16 protein-coding genes are annotated in these 16155 nt (G+C 45.2%); 4 read left to right on the top strand and 12 right to left on the bottom strand.

Features of this window, described 5'->3' with window-relative positions; translation table 11 throughout:
* Positions 1–211: 211 nt before the first annotated feature.
* The 6 genes from ltaS to G9F50_RS14610 all read right to left on the bottom strand — a co-directional run bounded on the left by ltaS (position 212) and on the right by G9F50_RS14610 (position 8931).
* Positions 212–2140 (bottom strand): lipoteichoic acid synthase, encoded by a 1929-nt coding sequence (ltaS, locus tag G9F50_RS14585; protein ID WP_060562210.1) that lies wholly within the window; start codon positions 2138–2140, stop codon positions 212–214.
* A gap of 772 nt (positions 2141–2912) precedes the next feature.
* Positions 2913–3653, bottom strand: coding sequence for an ABC transporter permease (locus tag G9F50_RS14590; protein WP_060562209.1), 741 nt, complete (start codon positions 3651–3653; stop codon positions 2913–2915).
* A 14-nt stretch (positions 3654–3667) separates the two neighbouring features.
* Entirely contained in the window at positions 3668–4558 is an 891-nt protein-coding gene (locus G9F50_RS14595; protein ID WP_060562208.1) for an ABC transporter ATP-binding protein, read from the bottom strand.
* Positions 4559–4870: a winged helix-turn-helix domain-containing protein gene (locus tag G9F50_RS14600; protein ID WP_014417146.1), complete on the bottom strand. Its 312-nt coding sequence runs from the start codon at positions 4868–4870 to the stop codon at positions 4559–4561.
* Positions 4863–5456, bottom strand: coding sequence for a hypothetical protein (locus G9F50_RS14605; RefSeq protein ID WP_060562207.1), 594 nt, complete (start codon positions 5454–5456; stop codon positions 4863–4865). Before G9F50_RS14605 ends, G9F50_RS14600 begins: the two co-directional genes overlap by 8 nt.
* A gap of 292 nt (positions 5457–5748) precedes the next feature.
* Positions 5749–8931 carry a bifunctional cytochrome P450/NADPH--P450 reductase gene (locus G9F50_RS14610; protein WP_060562206.1) on the bottom strand — a complete coding sequence of 1061 codons (3183 nt, stop codon included), beginning with the start codon at positions 8929–8931 and terminating at the stop codon, positions 5749–5751.
* Positions 8932–9095: 164 nt separating this feature from the next.
* Between G9F50_RS14610 and G9F50_RS14615 the strand changes: the two genes are divergently transcribed.
* A complete protein-coding gene (locus G9F50_RS14615) occupies positions 9096–10166 on the top strand; it encodes a DUF3900 domain-containing protein (protein ID WP_007609950.1) in 1071 nt (356 codons plus the stop codon).
* A 36-nt stretch (positions 10167–10202) separates the two neighbouring features.
* On the opposite strand, the gene G9F50_RS14620 is transcribed toward G9F50_RS14615, so the two are convergent.
* Positions 10203–11324 (bottom strand): FAD-dependent oxidoreductase, encoded by a 1122-nt coding sequence (locus G9F50_RS14620; protein ID WP_032867548.1) that lies wholly within the window; start codon positions 11322–11324, stop codon positions 10203–10205.
* A 150-nt stretch (positions 11325–11474) separates the two neighbouring features.
* On the opposite strand from G9F50_RS14620, the gene G9F50_RS14625 reads away from it, so the two are divergent.
* The gene (locus G9F50_RS14625; protein ID WP_007408942.1) at positions 11475–11987 is read left to right on the top strand and encodes a MarR family winged helix-turn-helix transcriptional regulator; all 513 of its coding nucleotides are present in this window, start codon (positions 11475–11477) and stop codon (positions 11985–11987) included.
* Positions 11988–12025: 38 nt separating this feature from the next.
* Here the strand turns inward: G9F50_RS14625 and G9F50_RS14630 are convergent, their stop codons facing one another.
* The 4 genes from G9F50_RS14630 to G9F50_RS14645 form a co-directional block, all read right to left on the bottom strand.
* Positions 12026–12670 (bottom strand): Bax inhibitor-1/YccA family protein, encoded by a 645-nt coding sequence (locus G9F50_RS14630; RefSeq protein WP_060562204.1) that lies wholly within the window; start codon positions 12668–12670, stop codon positions 12026–12028.
* 90 nt (positions 12671–12760) lie between these two features.
* The gene (ribR, locus tag G9F50_RS14635; protein WP_007408940.1) at positions 12761–13063 is read right to left on the bottom strand and encodes an FMN riboswitch-binding regulator RibR; all 303 of its coding nucleotides are present in this window, start codon (positions 13061–13063) and stop codon (positions 12761–12763) included.
* A 29-nt stretch (positions 13064–13092) separates the two neighbouring features.
* Positions 13093–13266, bottom strand: coding sequence for a YezD family protein (locus tag G9F50_RS14640; RefSeq protein WP_003155693.1), 174 nt, complete (start codon positions 13264–13266; stop codon positions 13093–13095).
* A 315-nt stretch (positions 13267–13581) separates the two neighbouring features.
* Positions 13582–14448, bottom strand: coding sequence for an STAS domain-containing protein (locus tag G9F50_RS14645; RefSeq protein ID WP_060562203.1), 867 nt, complete (start codon positions 14446–14448; stop codon positions 13582–13584).
* Positions 14449–14609: 161 nt separating this feature from the next.
* Here G9F50_RS14645 and G9F50_RS14650 point away from each other — a divergent pair, with 161 nt between their 5' ends.
* Together G9F50_RS14650 and hmoA are read left to right on the top strand one after the other, a co-directional pair.
* On the top strand, positions 14610–14972 hold the full coding sequence (locus tag G9F50_RS14650; RefSeq protein ID WP_007408938.1) for a VOC family protein: 363 nt from the start codon (positions 14610–14612) through the stop codon (positions 14970–14972).
* Positions 14973–15057: 85 nt separating this feature from the next.
* Positions 15058–15384 (top strand): heme-degrading oxygenase HmoA, encoded by a 327-nt coding sequence (gene hmoA / locus G9F50_RS14655; RefSeq protein WP_003155696.1) that lies wholly within the window; start codon positions 15058–15060, stop codon positions 15382–15384.
* Between the two features lie 32 nt (positions 15385–15416).
* Here hmoA and G9F50_RS14660 read toward each other — a convergent pair whose 3' ends face one another.
* On the bottom strand, positions 15417–16106 hold the full coding sequence (locus G9F50_RS14660; protein ID WP_060562202.1) for a YetF domain-containing protein: 690 nt from the start codon (positions 16104–16106) through the stop codon (positions 15417–15419).
* Positions 16107–16155 lie beyond the last annotated feature (49 nt).

Below are 16155 nucleotides of genomic sequence, written 5' to 3' on the forward strand. Positions count from 1 at the left end.
ACCCCTCTTCTCTGTGAATATTGGATTCGAAACCGCCCGTATAAGAGAAACCAACCCGATAATTTGTCCGATTCTCTATCACCGGTTTCAAAATCTACTGTAAGATATGAGAGATTGGCGCCCTTTGTGACCAAAAGCTCTCTCTTTTTTCAGATTGGTGAAGATACACACAAAAAAAGAGCCTTACGGAAATTCCGTAAGGCTCTTTCTATTATTTATTATCCTGATTCAGCTTTTCTTTGCCGTAATGATATTTAGACGGATCAACCGGCGTAAAGTCGCTCAATTTGTGGAATCTGAGCAAGTCTTTGTACATCACGCTGTCAGACAGCTTCAGCTGCTCTGTGACTCTGGCTTTCAGGTTTTTCGTTTCCTGATTGCCTTTCAGTTCTTTTCCTGTCTTCGTATCGTATACGACATTGGAGATGGAAGTATATTTCGGCGTGACGTAATCTCCGTTACGGAACGTCACCGTATCATCATGGTCTTTCGAGAAGAGATCGGTGCCGAAATTAATATATTTCTTAGAATCGATGCCTTCCAAGTGAAGGATCGTCGGCACAACGTCCATTTCACCGCCGTACGTATGGTTCACCCCGCCTTTTTTGCCGGGGATGCGAAGCATAAGCGGCACACGCTGATTCTGCGCGTTTTGATAAGGCGTAATTTCTTTGCCGAGAATTTCTTTCATCGCGCGGTTATGGTTTTCAGAGATTCCATAGTGGTCTCCGTAAAGCATAATCACCGAGTTGTCATATAAACCGGATGACTTCAGATCTTTAAAGAACTGTTCAAGCGCCTCGTCGAGATAACGCGCCGTCTGGAAATAGTCATCCACAGTCGCGTCGCCCGTTTTCGCTTTTTCGATCGTTGCGTCTTGTTCATCAAGCGTAAACGGATAATGGTTCGTCAGCGTGAGCAAATGCGCGTAGAACGGCTGTTTCAGCGATTGAAGCTTCGGAATGGATTCTTTGAAGAATGGTTTATCCTTCAGTCCCATATTGACAAGGTTGTCATCAGACATATCGTATGTGCTGGCGTCAAAGAATTTATCGTAGCCGATATGTTTGTAAATCTGGTCACGGTTCCAGAATGATTTGTAGTCACCGTGTAAAACGGCGCTTGTATAGCCCTCACTTTGGTCAAGGATGGCAGGAAGCGATTGATACGTGTTTTCCCCTTTTGTCACGAAGGCTGACCCTTCAGGCAGTCCGAACAGGCTGTTATCCATCATCAGCTCGGCGTCAGATGTTTTACCTTGGCCCGTTTGGTGGAAAAAGTTATCAAAGTACGTCATGTCCTCTCCGCCGCGGGCGAGTTTATTCAGGAACGGCGTGACTTCTTTTCCGTCAAGTTTGTAGTTGATCAAAAACGATTGGAAGCTCTCCAGGTGAATCTTAATGATATTTTTGCCTTTGGCCTTGCCGAAATACTCGGCGTTCGGCTTCGCATAATGCGACGATGTGTAGTTTTCAACGCTCGTCAGGTCATCGCTGCTGGCATATGCCCGCTGGGATTCCGTCTGCGCCGTCTGTACGCCGTCATAAATCGTGTAATTATAAAGGCCTAAGTATTTTACAATGTAATTGCGGTCAAACGTTCTTGTCAGCAGCTCCGGGCGGTCCTCTTCGGCAATCGCCAGGTTCACGAAGAACAAAACAATACCCGTCACGATAATTAATGACGTATACCGTTTTTTCAGCTTGAATTCCTTCAGCTCACGTCTCCACACCAGAAGCGCGATTAAAATAATAATATCAACAAAGTATAAAATATCATGGCCGGACATAATGCTGAAGATGCCGTCTCCCATATTTCCCACATTACCGGATTGCTTTAAGTTCGGGAATGTCAAGAAATCATCGAAGAATCGATAGAATAGGATATTTGCATACAAAATAAACGTCATGATGAAATCAATAATCACCATGATAATCGCTGATTTGCGGCCTTTCGCAAACAATGCCAGTCCTAAAAAGAAAATGGCGCTTGAGAACGGATTGATCACAAGCAGAAACTGCTGCGTCGGACCCTTCACCCCAAGGTTGAATTCAGCATGATAGGCTAAATACGTTTTGGCCCAAAACAAAATAATAGCCAGTACAAAAAAACTAAGTCTGTAAGAAAATAATTTCTTCATGGCAACCTCTACTTTCCTAAACACTTTAAATCTGTATTCTTACTTTTTGCTTCAATTCCTGCTTTCCGAGCAAAACGAAAGCATCACACAGCCCCATAAACACACCATTTAAAAAAACGATATATTTATCATTCGTGTCATGCCCATTGAACATCTTATCCCGCCAGCCATTAGACGCAGGATATCCGTTCTTCGTTTCACATTTTTTTCTGGCATTAAAAGGTACCGTATCAGACCCGGTCTGAAAATAGGAGATACCAAATATAAGAATAACACAAACTTCTAAAAACGAAAAATGAATATCAAAGACAGCCGCCCAACAGGCGGGCTGAAGTTATTGTATGCAAAGGGGTTGAAAAACTTGAAGGTTTTTTTGGCTGATGTAAAAAAGGACTGGAGTCATCCAGTCCTTTACCTGTCAAATTATCGCTTAGACCCTAAAGATATACAAAAATGCTTTCTTCACGTTTACCTTTTGTTTTTTATAATCCAACCATGCAGCAGAGCTGGCATTTGTGACTGCTTTAACTGTTCTCCAACACTGGTCCTTAACGCGTCTTGCAAATTTCTGTTTCTCATTAGCGAAAAAAATTGTGAACTGGTTTCATCAAACCCGCCAATAAAGGAATTAGCTCCGTTTTTTTCTGCTCAGTAACGAATTTCTTTCGTACTTTTTAAATAGAGCCTCGACATACAGTTTTAGTTTTTCACTTATCATTTCCCGCTCTCCTTTTAGTCCCAGCTGCGTTTTAATGACCCATTCTTCAGCGGTCTAGTTTCTTGCCATTTGAATGTAATGCCGGTATCCAATTAGAGAAACTATAAATCCCAGTATTGTATAGCTCAGTACAACAAGGGTTACCCATATTAGACTTTCTCCTCCCGATATCGTCGAGACCGATTGAATTAACCCTTGATGCGCCCAGTACTGCGGAAAGAGCATTCCAATAGTTTGAAGATAGCTTGGCAATTGATCATAAGGGGTCCATAAACCACATACAACAGCGGTACCTAATGCAATCACATTTGTCATGACCAAACCGGTATTTTCAGTCTTTGCAAAGACTGAAATGGCAACTCCCCAGGATGTAACCAGTAAAGATATCAACACAACAACCCACAGATACGCCGGAAAATTATTAATTTCAATATCATACAGAAATATTCCCAGAACGGAAAGGAGAAGAATTTGCATAAAAGTTATGACTAAAAAAGGGGTACTTTTTCCTAAGAAGAAGTTATAAGGCTTTAAAGGGGTACTTGCCAGTCTTGATACAATTCCTTTTTCCCGATCCTTTACAAAACTTATAACGATGGAGATAATAATGAATGTTGAAAAGAATACGCTCATGCCGGTTACGGATTGAGAAGCTACTAAAGTTTTGTTTGTACTGTCTGTCGTAAATAGCTCAATCAGCAATATGATGGACACAATGGGTAATATAATGGTCCAAAAAAACAGAGACTTATCCTTTAACTGTTTTAGCGTTTCAATTTGAGCGAGCGGTAACATGATAAATTCCCCCTTTATTCTTCATCACGCAAATCAGTGCCGGTAAGTTTAAAGAATACATCTTCTAATTTTGGCTTATATAAAAACAACTGATGAGGCACAATATTGTTTTCCTTACTGATCCTAATTAAGCGCTCCATGGTTTCTAAAGGTTCTTGGGTTTTTATTATCAGCCCTGAATTAACGACTGAAAACTCAAAGCCATGGCTCTTTATTAATTCATGAGACAATGAGGAGTTAAACATAATAGATGATTCTTCATGTCGTTCAAGCAGTTCATTTATTTCTCCTTCATCGATAATCTGCCCTCTGTCGATAAAAGCTACATAGTCACAAAGAGTTTCAATCTCTTCCATGTAATGACTCACATAAATAATGGTTTTACCGGCTTTTTTGAGTCGATTTACGATGTTAAAAATGTAGCGGCGTGATTGCGGATCCACGCCTACCGTCGGCTCATCTAGAATAATTAAATCTGGATCGTGCATTAGTGCACACCCGATATTTAAACGGCGCTTCATTCCTCCGGAAAAGTTCTCCACAACGTCGTTTGCCCTTTCTGACAACCCGATATCTTCTAACAGTTTTTTTGTTGTTTGCTTTAGTTTTAAGCCATTCAGTCCATGCACCTTTCCGAAAAATTCCATGTTGGTCTTTGCGGTTAATTTTTCTTCAAGGCTGATATCCTGTGGAACATAACCCAGTCTGCCATTTTCATTACCGACAAATTCAACCTTACCGTCATATTCCCGGATGATGCGCGAGATGATCTTAATTAAGGTAGATTTGCCGGATCCGTTCGGTCCAACAAGTCCATAGCAGACTCCTTTTGGAATTGTTAAAGCCACATTGTCCAAAGCCAGAGTCGTGCCATAGCGCTTACTTATATGTTCAACTTGCAGCATTTACACCATTCCCCCGCTGTTATTCATCTTAAATATGGATTCAATTGTATTAATGTACTCCTTGTAGGCTGCTTTCCCTTCTTTCGTAATCTGAACAATAGTCTTCGGCTTTTTGGATACGAACTTCTTGGTTAGTTCTATATAAGCTGCATCTTCTAACTTTTTCAGATGCGAACCTAAATTCCCATCTGTGATGTCTAATGACTTTTTCAGGAAAGTAAAATCACATTGATCATAAGTCATCAATAAACTCATAATTCCCAACCGTACTTTGGCATGTATTAAATCATTGATATTGTTAACATTACTCATTTCCTTGCCCTTTTCTTTTCAAAATCATTCCTGTAAGTAATAGGCTGCCTCCGCCAATAAATGCAAAAACAATATTCATTGCCTCAGGAAATAAACAGAATGTAAGCATACCGAGTATGCCCAGCCAAAATCCCATAATAAAAATCTCTTTTGTTAACACGATGCCTAAGAATATGTACATAATAGACACCATTAAAACGATCAAAAACGATAGAAATTCTCCTGTTCGCGGCAATAACCCCATTAAAATCAGAAAAACAAAAATGCATATCACTAATATGAATCCAATCCATGCATATTTTAATTGATTCTTTAAGAAAGTGGGCATGGGATCAAATTGTTTCTGCTTAAGATATGTCTTCAAAGTCAGTATCCACCCTAATACTGCCAGTATTAACCAGACACAAGCAAGGACTACAGAAGGTACCTTACATAAAGAAACGGAGTACGCAATAATCCATATACAGCCCCAAATAATGAAATATGGACTGGTTTGCCTTGAGTACTCAGTCTTGTAGTTCGTCAAGACTTTGATATGAGATAAGTTTTCAGCTATCTCTGATTCACGAAAATTCTGATTTGACATAAGACAGGCTCCTCTTTTCACAGAGTACTTTGTGAAACAGAGTATATTCTAATTCCATATATTTGTAAAGAGGTTTTATCCAAAATAGGCGCAACTATTTAGTCTTGGAAACAGCAGACGGGACTCTTGGCGCTGATATCCTTCCACCACTGTGAGACATCCTTATCTTGTTATAAGATCTCACAACAAAGCCTTCAGATTGCTGACAAACCGAATGTATATCGATTGGAAAGCAATTCATTTTATTGAAGGAAAAAGGACTGGAGTCATCCAGTCCTTTTCATCAAATCGGTCAAATCCCCGCCCAAACATCTTTTGCGTAAATGCCTTTTGTCTGGAGGTCCAAAAGCCATTCTTGCGCTTGCCGTTCGTCTGTTTCGCGGACCGACTGATACGCTTTTTGCAGCGTTGCCTCTACATCGGGCGCCATTTTGCTGCCGTCGCCGCATACGTAGAGGTGCCCTCCCCGGCCGAGGATGGAAATTAAAGCGCCGGCGTCTTTCGCCATTAAGTGCTGCACATACGTTTTCGGTACGCCTTCTTTGCGGGAGAAAGCCGTATGAAGCGTCACGATTCCGTCTTTTTCATAAGCTTCAAGCTCGTCACGGTAAATAAAATCATGATCGTTTCTGCATCCGAAATACAGATGAGCCTCCCCCAGCTCTTTTCCTTCTTTTTTTAACGCCGCCCGGGCCTGCAGAAATCCGCGGAACGGGGCGACTCCTGTGCCGGGACCGACCATAATAATCGGTTTTTCCGGATCTTCCGGCAGCCGGAATCGTGTTTCCGGAGTGCGGACAAACATCACGATACCATCCTCAGGGCCGCGGTCCGCTAAATAATTCGAAGCGACTCCGCGATACTCCCCCAAACCGCTCCGGGCGGGGCCGCGAACGACGCCGACGGTAATTGAAGCCTGCCCGGGATGTTTCCGGGGCGAACTTGAAATCGAATAATACCGCGGCTTCAACGGGCGCAAAAGCTCCAGAAATCGCTCAAACGGAAGTTCACACGCTTCATATTTTTCAAGGAGATCGAGCATCGAGACGCGCGATGTTAAGATTTGCTCCTGATAGACGCCCTCCTCAAGAAAATCTTCCAATTCCCGTTTGTGCGGCGGGCAGACCGTATAAGCGGCCATTTCCCGGATTTGAGCCCTTGATGCCGCTTCCTGCAATTCGACACAGCTGCTCAGAAGATCATGCAGCCTGACCGGCCGATCGAGCGGGAGATGAGCCGCGCTCTGTCCGCTGGCCGTCAGCAGCACTTGATCATTCCCGTTCAGATTGAACCGGCGGAGAACACGGCTGACCTGCTCTTTGCTGTTTACCGGCAGCACGCCGAGATGATCCCCTTCATGATAGGCAGCCTCTTTCGGCAGAGTGATTTCGATATGCCTTGTGCTCCGGCCGCTTTCCGGCGCCTGAAGTTCCCTGTTTTCCGCAACGGATGCGTAAACCGCTTCATACGTCTGTGCCAAAGGAGACCCGCCAAGCCCGCTGACAAATTGAAGGCCCAGCGCACTTCGCTCTTTTTCGGCATTTTCATTCAGCTTGAGACCGAATGCCTTCATGGCGTCCGTCCACATGCTTTTTTTCCATTCATCAAGCTTTCCTTCAAAATCGCCGCTGACGTCCCCCTCGCCTCGGGAGGAAAAGCGTTCCGCCCCTTTTTCGGCAAGCTTCTCATCAATAAGCCTCGGCACGGCCTGATATGTCGCCGCCCAGTTATGATCACCGCAGCCGAAGACGGCATATCGGACGCCTTCCAGTTCCCCGGGTTTGACTTCTTCAAGCCATTGAACGAATTGTCCCGCGTTGCTCGGAGGCTTTCCGTTATAAGAGGACGTAATGATCAAGAGAGCTCCTTCTTTCGGCAGTTTTCCGATCCAGTCATTTAAAGGCGCCGTTTCAGTCCGGACGCCGTGCATCCCGGCAGTATCGGCAAGCTCCCGCGCCACGCCTTCTGCGGTTCCCGTATCTGAGCCGTACAGAATCAGAAGCGGTCGGTTATCAAGCCCGATAATGGATGCGCCTTTTGTTTCCCGTTTTTCTTTTTCGACGTCTTCCGCCGCTTTTTCAGCCGCCGGGAGAGCAGCCGCAACGGCTCCTTTGTTTCGCGGCCGCACCCGGATATGAAAGTCGCCGGGCTTGATCGTCAGTGTCTGTTTAATATCGAGCTCATAATCGGTGTGATCGATAAAAGTAAAATGCTGCAGAATCATCCCCAGAACAAGAGTTGCTTCATGCAGGGCGAACTGCATACCGATACACGCCCTCTGACCGTTTCCGAACGGCTTATACGCATGGTGAGGCACTTGATCAGGATGTTCAAACCGCTCCGGATAAAATTCCTCCGCATTGTCTCCCCACGCGTCTTTATCACGGTGAAGCTGGGGAATTAAGACGGAAATTCTGTCTTTCGGCGTGATCGGATATTTCCCGCCGATCACCGTATCCTCTTTCGCATAAAGGCTGAACGCAGGCGCGGTCGGCCATAAGCGCAATGACTCCTGCAAAATCATTCGGATATAAGTAAGATCCAGCACTTGTTTATATGAAGGAACGGGATCGGTCAATACCCGATCAGCTTCCTCATAGGCTTTTTCCAAAACACGGGGATGTTTCAGCAGAAAGTAGATGGCAAAGGAAAGCAGGCCGCTTGTCGTTTCATGGCCGGCAATTAAAAACGTGATGATTTGAAACCGGATATTTTCATCATCAAGTTTTTCGCCCGTTTCCGGGTCTTCCACATTCAGCATTCTGGCCAGCAGATCCTTTTCATCCCGGCCGCCTGACCGGCGCTCTGCGATAATACTGTCTACTAACGAAAACATCGCCTGAATGTCATGATGAAATTGGCGCTTCGTCCTGATCATAAGCTTATCCTGAACATCAAGGCGCTGCATTTGGTGCATCGCTTCATCAAGGGCGCGCACCATGCTGTTGATAAACGGATGAGGCGTTTCCCTGTAATAGCTGTTAAACCGATAGTTAAAGCCGCAAAGCCCGATCGTATCGAGCGTCAGGCGGGTCATATCAGCAGGCACATCAACGGCCTCATCCGGGTTGAGCCTAGCCCATTTTTGAATCAGCTGCACCGCGATATCAGTCATCATCGAATGATAATCTTTCATCGCGCGCTGGCTGAAGGTCGGCATCAGAATATTATGCGCCTTTCGCCAGTTAGGCTCATGCGTCCAGCTTGTAAACAGCCCGTCACCGGAAAACGCCCGGACTTTCTCCAAAGCTCCTTCAATGCTTTTATCGAACCGCTCTTCATCACAAACCTCTTTCACCAGTTCATGGCCGGACACGACGATAATGGCGCCCGCCGGCGTATGCAGCTGAAAAATAGGCCCCTGCTCGTTTGCCAGTTTGATCAGCGACATTGTAGGCTTGTCTTTATCAAGCAAAGGAAGATTGCCGAGCGGGCCGAATGTCTTCGGCTGCGGAATCGGACCTGTTTCCTTCATGAATAACACCCTTTCTAACACATTGATGCGTTCCTTCCAACTACATTGCCCTTTTCACCGGCCGATTATCCGCCGTCACGGATCAATCATCGGATTGACGATCGATAACGGTTTTTTCTATACTGGAGAGGCTTGTCAAATACAGAAATAAGGTGAGTTCATATATGGATTTTGAAATCAAGTTTTTATCGTTTTATGTCATTCAAGTAGAAGGAAAAGACGAACAGGCAAACAAACAGTTCAAGCATTTCCAGACGCTTGACACGGAAGAATTTGAAGAAAGCGAGCTGAAGGATTTTCTTGACGGGGAATTAAAGAAAATCGTCAAACGGAAAGCCGAACGGCATCCGCAATCCGAGCAAGTCCCAACAAAAATCGGCCATTTTATCACGGAGCCGGGCCATGAGCTTGATTCAAATCCGAATTACAACCTTTTCAACCGCGCCAGACTTGCGGATACGAAGGAAGCATTTATCGAAGCAAGCGAGCAGTTCGTCCGCACTTACCTTGACACGAGCGCCGTGCGCGGCGGTGTTTTTATCGTGGCATCGGCCGTTCCGCGCAAGTATTTTGAAGACAAATTCGTCTTTATGATGAAATGCGATTTCGAGCCGAAGGTCGCCCGCATCTCAGACGCCTCGTCTCTCATTAAAAAGGTCGAAATGGCCATCACGACAAAAAACATGAAAAGCATTCAATATCCGTATATGCCGGAAGAAGGCATGACGGAAGAGCATGAGCTGAAAATCCACCAGGCCTCGCACGCCCGTTATTTCGAAGATTTTCTCAAATTTGTCGAATACGGCGAATCGATGCCGGAAATCATGAAAAGCCAAGTCATGAACATGGTGCAGGAACACGTGTATGAAACTTTTGAAGAAAACAGCGAAGAGCTTCAGCAGTTTGAGCACGACATTGAAATTTGGGAAGCGAGTGAAAAGCGGGAAATTCAGGAGCGCCTCGACACCCATCAAGTCATCGAGGCATCCGCGCAGATCATTGAACACACGCCGGAAGCCGAGCTGAAAATGAAAGTCGGAGAAACAGAGATTAAAGGATTACTGGCTGATTTCGGCGAATCCATCCATCTCGCAAAAGTGAACGGGCGCTATGTCGCGCTCATTGAGGCGGAGACGATCTCGTTTGAAAAAGGCAGTTCGCCGGTGGAGTTTCACAAGCCTGAGGGGCTGCATGAGGTGATTGAGCGGATACGGAATAAATCTGAACAAGACTGACAAAAGTCCAGACGCCATGTTCTGGACTTTCTTTATTTAATAAGGCTCTTTGAGCAATCGATAGCATTCACTGATGATGTCTTGGACGCCGGGCGTTCCCTTTATCTCGCGGCGGACGATTTCAGATGATAGATTCTGCACCTGTAATGCCCGCTCCGCCCGTCTTTCGAAGTATGCTTGACATGCAGTTTCATGGTTTTCGTGTTTTCGCAGTTCTTCACTAAGCACAATCGCGTCTTCAATCGCCATCGCCGCTCCCTGCGCCAATGTCGGCGCTCCTGCATGGACGGCATCCCCGCCCAGAACGACGCGGCCTCTGTGCCACGGTTCTTTGACCGCCATCTGCTCAATCTTATGAAACAAAACGGGATATTCCTTTGACATATTCTCTGTCACAAACTTCACTCCCGGAATTCCGCGCAGCAAGTCTTTCACCCGTTCAAAACGCGTGTCCTCGTCATCCCTGAAGTCAGCGTCATACGGCCGGATGATAAATACGTATCCTGTTTTTTCAGAGAGCGGCACGACTCCGACCTGCGTCTGCCCTTTTTTATACATCAGTGTCGAATCATGAAATATCGGCTCGGGAAAAGAAATGTAAAATCTGTGCGCTCCCATGCCGAGATACTCTGTTTTCACTTCTCTTTGCAGCATTTGATCGCGGACAGCGGAGCGAATGCCGTCAAAGCCGGCGAGAATGTCAGCCGTCATCGCGGTTCCGTCTGCACAATGCACCGTTATGTCATCTGCCGTTTCTTCGTAAGACACGACTTTTTTACCGGGCAGAATCGTGACCCCCGCCGCTTCAGCATGCTTTTTGAGGATATCGTTTAACGTTTGCCGCAATATATTATTCCGCCCCGGCAATGAATCATCTAAAAACGCCTCACTCACTTTAAACTGCAGCGTTCCGTTTTCATCATGCTGCTTCAGCCATTCCGTTTGAAAGCCGTGTTGGCAGCATTCATCATACACACCGATTTCCCGCAGCACCCGCAGCGCATTTTGAGGCTGGAGAATGCCCGCTCCGCTTTTTCGCATGTCGGACGCCGCCTCGCAAAGGGTCACTTCAAAACCCGCTCTGCCGAGAGAAATCGCTGCGGACAGGCCGCCGATCCCTCCGCCCGCTATGATGATCTTTTTCACTTCATGGTTCATCACGATACCGCCTTCTCTATTTATTTATTATTCATTAACTATTAGCCACCTTACTATATGAGCTGAAAAACTGTCAATCTTTATAGGTTGCCTTTTGAATCCGGCAAGCTTATACTTTGAATCACTAAAATGGTACGGAGGCTTACAAAAATGGAGTTGAGACATTTGCCGGATTATTCGCAGATTGCCGGACGCGCTGAGATTTACGCCGATATGGATGCTGAATCATTGAAAACATTTTTGACGTTATTTGATATGTCTAAAAAAATGAATCAGGTCATGGAGCATTATTTCTCAAGTCACGGATTGTCCGAAGGGAAATTCAAAATTTTGATGTTTCTGTTTGACGCACCCGGACACAGCCTGAGTCCGACAGAGCTGGCGAAAAAATCCAACGTCACCAAAGCGACCATCACCGGATTGATCGACGGACTCGCACGGGACGGCTTTGTAAACCGCAGCCGGCATACCGGCGACAGACGAAAAATCAGCATCGAACTCACAAAAGAAGGAAAAGAAAAGCTGATGCTGTTTCTTCCCGGCCACTTCTCCAACATTTCAGGAGTCATGGAAAGCTTCACCGCTGAACAAAAAGCGGAATTGACAAAAATGCTTGAAGTATTATTTGATAAGCTTCTGCTGTTTTCCGGCGGCAGAACATAAAAAGGCGCCCCTCTCAGCAGGGCGCCTTTTTCGCGCGGTTAATCATCACTGTTTAAAATTCCGAAAAAACGTAGCAGGTTGATAAACAAGTTGATAAAGTCGATATAAAGCGTCAATGCCATCAAAGGAATCAGGTCAGCCGTGATGTTCCGGTGCTTGATCTGGTTCAGATCGTATAAGATGTACATTGAAAACACAATCGTTCCGATGACGGAATACGCCATCATGGCGGCGGAATTCAGGGGGCTGAAAATATTAAAGATCCCCACTGCGAGAAGCGCGATAACAGCGACAAGCAAGAAGGACCATAAAAACGACAAGTCCTTTTTCGTCTTAGCGCCGATCGTGCCGAGCACCGCAAAAATCACAAACGATGAACCGAATGCCTCCAATACGACATAGGCCCCCGCTGCGGACGCATAATGGCTGATAATCGGAAACAGCGTCATTCCGGAAATGAAAGCGAATGAAAAGACAAACACATATCCGACGGCTTTTTTTCGGCGCAGCCAAAATGCGGCGATGATCATGACGACCTCTAAGACCGACAGCGGCAGCATCAATGCCGGCGGAATGAACTGACCCGTATACAGGCCGATTGTCGCAACTAACAGTGTAAACACAAATACCGTTATAATGCGCTGCATAATAGATTGTTTGCTCTCATAAGCAGCAGTTTGCATGTCAAAAGTCCTCCCAAAAAATGATCGTGATAGGTCTATTATAAATAAAATGGGAGAAATTTGTATGATTTTAAGAAGATTTTAAGGATGTCAGGCCTGACGTTTTGCTGCGCATTCCTGCATATCCATGAAATCATGCAGTTTTTTCGTCAAGCCGCCGTGCCCGAATCGGATATTCCCCTTCTGCCCCGGCGTTTTCGCGAAATCGAGAAATGCCAGCACATAAAGACGCCTGACGGGAATCGGAATGACGCCCGCATCATAAAACCAGCCGTCAATTGTATTGAGCACGCCTTTGTTAATGCCGTATTGCTTCGTGCACCAATGCAGAAAGCGCACTTCGGGCAGGTGCAGATACCGGCTCTCCCGGAAAGGAACAGTTGAATGCTTCATATGTACCGCCTCCTGTCATTGGCTGTTTTTTAAGATTGTTTTACTTCTTTGCTCTTCAGGGAAAATCGATATTTCTCCACCTTATCAATTTGTGTCACTTGGGAATTATGAACCGTAATCTGAACTGTCCCGAAATCGAGCGTTTCCAGCGCGCTGATAATCTTTTCGATCACATGCGGATCTACGTTTCCTTTGGACGTCATCATGCTCCCCCTTTATGTCTGGCCGTTCGTCTTTTGACAATGAGTGTTTTAATTCATACTATTCTGATAAGAAATATATAATTATACTATTATGTTTTCATTCAGAAATCAATAACATTTACACAATTTTTGGATATGTTTTCTTTGCGAAAACTTTCACTTCCTTCGCTTTGATATAAACCGTGTCATCCCGAAATCGACTCCCAAGGCGTCATATAGCTGTTTTTAAGAACGCAATCTTCAAGTTCCGATATATTTACATTGTTTTCCGCTGACAAAAAAAAGCGCCCCGCCTCTGGCCGGAGCACCTTTTTACTATGCTTTTGCTTCCTCGATCACACATGTGACACCCATACTGGCGAGCGCCTGCTCCAGGGAGCCGTAAGTTTGATACTCTGAAAAATCAAGCCCCAATTGGATAGAAGTCTGTGCCACATCAGGCCGAATGCCGGAAAACACGGTTTTGATGCCGAGGAGAAATAATGTTTTCGACAGCATGTACAATTGCTGCGCCACCATCGTATCGACAATGGGCACACCGGACAGATCAATCACAAGATTTGTGATCCGTTTGGCGACACAGTTTTCCGGCACCGACTCCAAAATCACGCGTGCCCGTCTCGTATCAATCGAGCCGATGAGCGGCAGAGTGCCGATCGTATCCGCGATCAAAATAACCGGACAGCTCAATTCGGAAATAAGCTCCTGCTGAGATGACAGCCTCGCGATCATTAATTTCTGAAACTGTTCAGTAAAATCCGTCATCAGCTGATCAAACGAGCCGTTGACAAGGTGATTCCAGCGGCGGGCATCCTCGTTTGTTACGATGTCCTGATGCTCATCCATAAAACGGGTGACCGCCTCCCAAAAGACGGTTCTTGAATTGCCGATCGCCTCAACGACCTCATGAACCTCCGCGTCCTGCTCCACTCTGCTTTTCGCTACCTGTGCGGCCCATTTTTCTTTGTTATGCTGAAAAACGGCAGGATCCTCCAAAAAAGCACTTGCGATGACCGTGTTTGTAAAGGTATGCTGCTCGATCAGCAGCTGTTTCATTTCCTCACTTAATTGATCTGCAGAATAAAAACGCCCTCTCAGCTTCCGTCTCAGCTTGAGCCATTTTTCCGTCAGCTCTGCCGAATGTGTAATAATATAATCATGAAGTAATTGGTCTTTGTTCACTGCCGTCTCCTCTTTCAAGAATATGTACTTTTGTCTAAATTATAAATCGGAATCGCCGATCGTACTAGAGAAATTAAAAAAAGCCTGCACATTAAAGCTTTTGATTGCTTTTTTCGGCAGGAGGATACACTATAAAAGAAATGAAACAGGAGGTCAGTATGATGATCAAAAAAATCGCAACAGTCGCCGTATACACTGATGATCAGCAAAAAGCGAAAACATTCTGGACGGAAAAAGCGGGGTTTGAAACCGTCGCCGAGCATCCGATGGGCCCGGGCGCCTTCTGGCTTGAGGTTGCGCCCAAAGGGGCCGCCACTCATTTGGTTATTTATCCGAAATCGATGATGAAAGGGGCCGAGCATATGAAGGCTTCTATCGTATTTGAGTGTGAAGATGTCTTTGCCGCATACGAACAGATGAAAAAGAACGGCATCACCTTTTTAGATGAACCGAAACAAATGGAATGGGGCAGCTTCGTGCAATTTAAAGATGAGGATGGTCATGTCTTTCTCCTGAAATCGTAATCCGTCAGGCATCTTAATTGACTTTGAGAATCATTTTCATTTAAAATGTTGGATAAAGCCGTGAAAAGGATTGGAGAGATGCCAGATGTTCGTGCAAATCAGAAAAATGACCGTAAAAGAAGGACATGCCGACAAAGTAATCGAACGCTTCAGTTCAGAAGGCGTGATTGAAAAGCAGGAAGGTTTGATAGACGTAACGGTCCTGGAAAAAAAAGTCCGCCGCGGTGATGAAGAAGTCGTCGTGTTAATCCGCTGGGAGTCAGAAGACCATTGGAAACAATGGGAAAAAAGCGAAGACCACATCGCGGCCCACAAAGCAAACCAAGGCAAGCCGAAACCTGATTATATGCTTGGGACGGATGTCGGTATGTATCATGTCAGAGCCGTTAAAACAGGCGTACACGAAAAATAATAAAGAGCATTTGCCCCAGGGCAATGCTCTTTTTATTTTTTCTCATCATACGGCAGGACAAACAGCGGTTTATCGGGCTTCCATTCCGCATACAGCACGTCCTCCGTTTTTTTGATGTTCAGCTTTTTCAGCTCCTGATTCAGCTGCTTTTCTTCCAGCCCGGCTTCTTTCAGATTTTCATACAGCACTTCGCCGTCAATAATCAGCGTGACCGGCAAAGAGACCTGCTTCGGCTTTATTTGCATGTCGCCGTTTTTCGTCGTGTCATATTGAAATTTCGGCAGGACGCTGACCATCCCGTTTGTTTCTAAAATCGCGTACTCCGCTTCCTGTATGGAAAAGCAATTCGCCTGTCTGAGAAGGCTTTGCAATTGATTAATGTCCAGCTTATTCTTTCTCAGCACATCATATTTCAGTTTTCCTTTATGTATGATAATACTCGGCTCGCCTTCCAACAGCTTTCTGGAGCTTTTTACTTTCTGCGTAATCAGTTCGATGAGATAAATTAAAATCCCCCATAACAGAGAGGCAAAAATGATTTCAAAAATCCTGACGCCTTTATCATACACCGCATTTCCGACCAGTTCGCCGAGGATGAGCGCGGAAATAAAATCAAACGGCGTAATTTGCGAGAATTGAGTTTTTCCAAGCAATTTTAAAATCACAAATAAAATACCCAAACCGCATACTAACTCCCAAGCCACTGTAAGTAAATGTCCCATATTCGCACCTTCTTCTTAAAAGTCATTACCATTATGGACATTCGCCTGT

Origin of the sequence: Bacillus sp. EKM206B (assembly GCF_011066015.1) — a bacterium.
Taxonomy (GTDB): domain Bacteria; phylum Bacillota; class Bacilli; order Bacillales; family Bacillaceae; genus Bacillus; species Bacillus velezensis.

Excerpts from the sequence above, each read along its gene's own strand:
- G9F50_RS14630 (WP_060562204.1), bottom strand. The coding sequence starts at position 12,670 with ATGCAAACTGCTGCTTATGAGAGCAAACAATCTATTATGCAGCGCATT.
- G9F50_RS14610 (WP_060562206.1), bottom strand. The coding sequence starts at position 8,931 with ATGAAGGAAACAGGTCCGATTCCGCAGCCGAAGACATTCGGCCCGCTC.
- G9F50_RS14605 (WP_060562207.1), bottom strand. The coding sequence starts at position 5,456 with ATGTCAAATCAGAATTTTCGTGAATCAGAGATAGCTGAAAACTTATCT.
- G9F50_RS14595 (WP_060562208.1), bottom strand. The coding sequence starts at position 4,558 with ATGCTGCAAGTTGAACATATAAGTAAGCGCTATGGCACGACTCTGGCT.
- G9F50_RS14625 (WP_007408942.1), top strand. The coding sequence starts at position 11,475 with ATGGAGTTGAGACATTTGCCGGATTATTCGCAGATTGCCGGACGCGCT.
- G9F50_RS14660 (WP_060562202.1), bottom strand. The coding sequence starts at position 16,106 with ATGGGACATTTACTTACAGTGGCTTGGGAGTTAGTATGCGGTTTGGGT.
- G9F50_RS14620 (WP_032867548.1), bottom strand. The coding sequence starts at position 11,324 with ATGAACCATGAAGTGAAAAAGATCATCATAGCGGGCGGAGGGATCGGC.
- G9F50_RS14640 (WP_003155693.1), bottom strand. The coding sequence starts at position 13,266 with ATGACGTCCAAAGGAAACGTAGATCCGCATGTGATCGAAAAGATTATC.
- G9F50_RS14600 (WP_014417146.1), bottom strand. The coding sequence starts at position 4,870 with ATGAGTAATGTTAACAATATCAATGATTTAATACATGCCAAAGTACGG.
- G9F50_RS14650 (WP_007408938.1), top strand. The coding sequence starts at position 14,610 with ATGATCAAAAAAATCGCAACAGTCGCCGTATACACTGATGATCAGCAA.
- hmoA (WP_003155696.1), top strand. The coding sequence starts at position 15,058 with ATGTTCGTGCAAATCAGAAAAATGACCGTAAAAGAAGGACATGCCGAC.
- ribR (WP_007408940.1), bottom strand. The coding sequence starts at position 13,063 with ATGAAGCATTCAACTGTTCCTTTCCGGGAGAGCCGGTATCTGCACCTG.
- G9F50_RS14590 (WP_060562209.1), bottom strand. The coding sequence starts at position 3,653 with ATGTTACCGCTCGCTCAAATTGAAACGCTAAAACAGTTAAAGGATAAG.
- G9F50_RS14615 (WP_007609950.1), top strand. The coding sequence starts at position 9,096 with ATGGATTTTGAAATCAAGTTTTTATCGTTTTATGTCATTCAAGTAGAA.
- ltaS (WP_060562210.1), bottom strand. The coding sequence starts at position 2,140 with ATGAAGAAATTATTTTCTTACAGACTTAGTTTTTTTGTACTGGCTATT.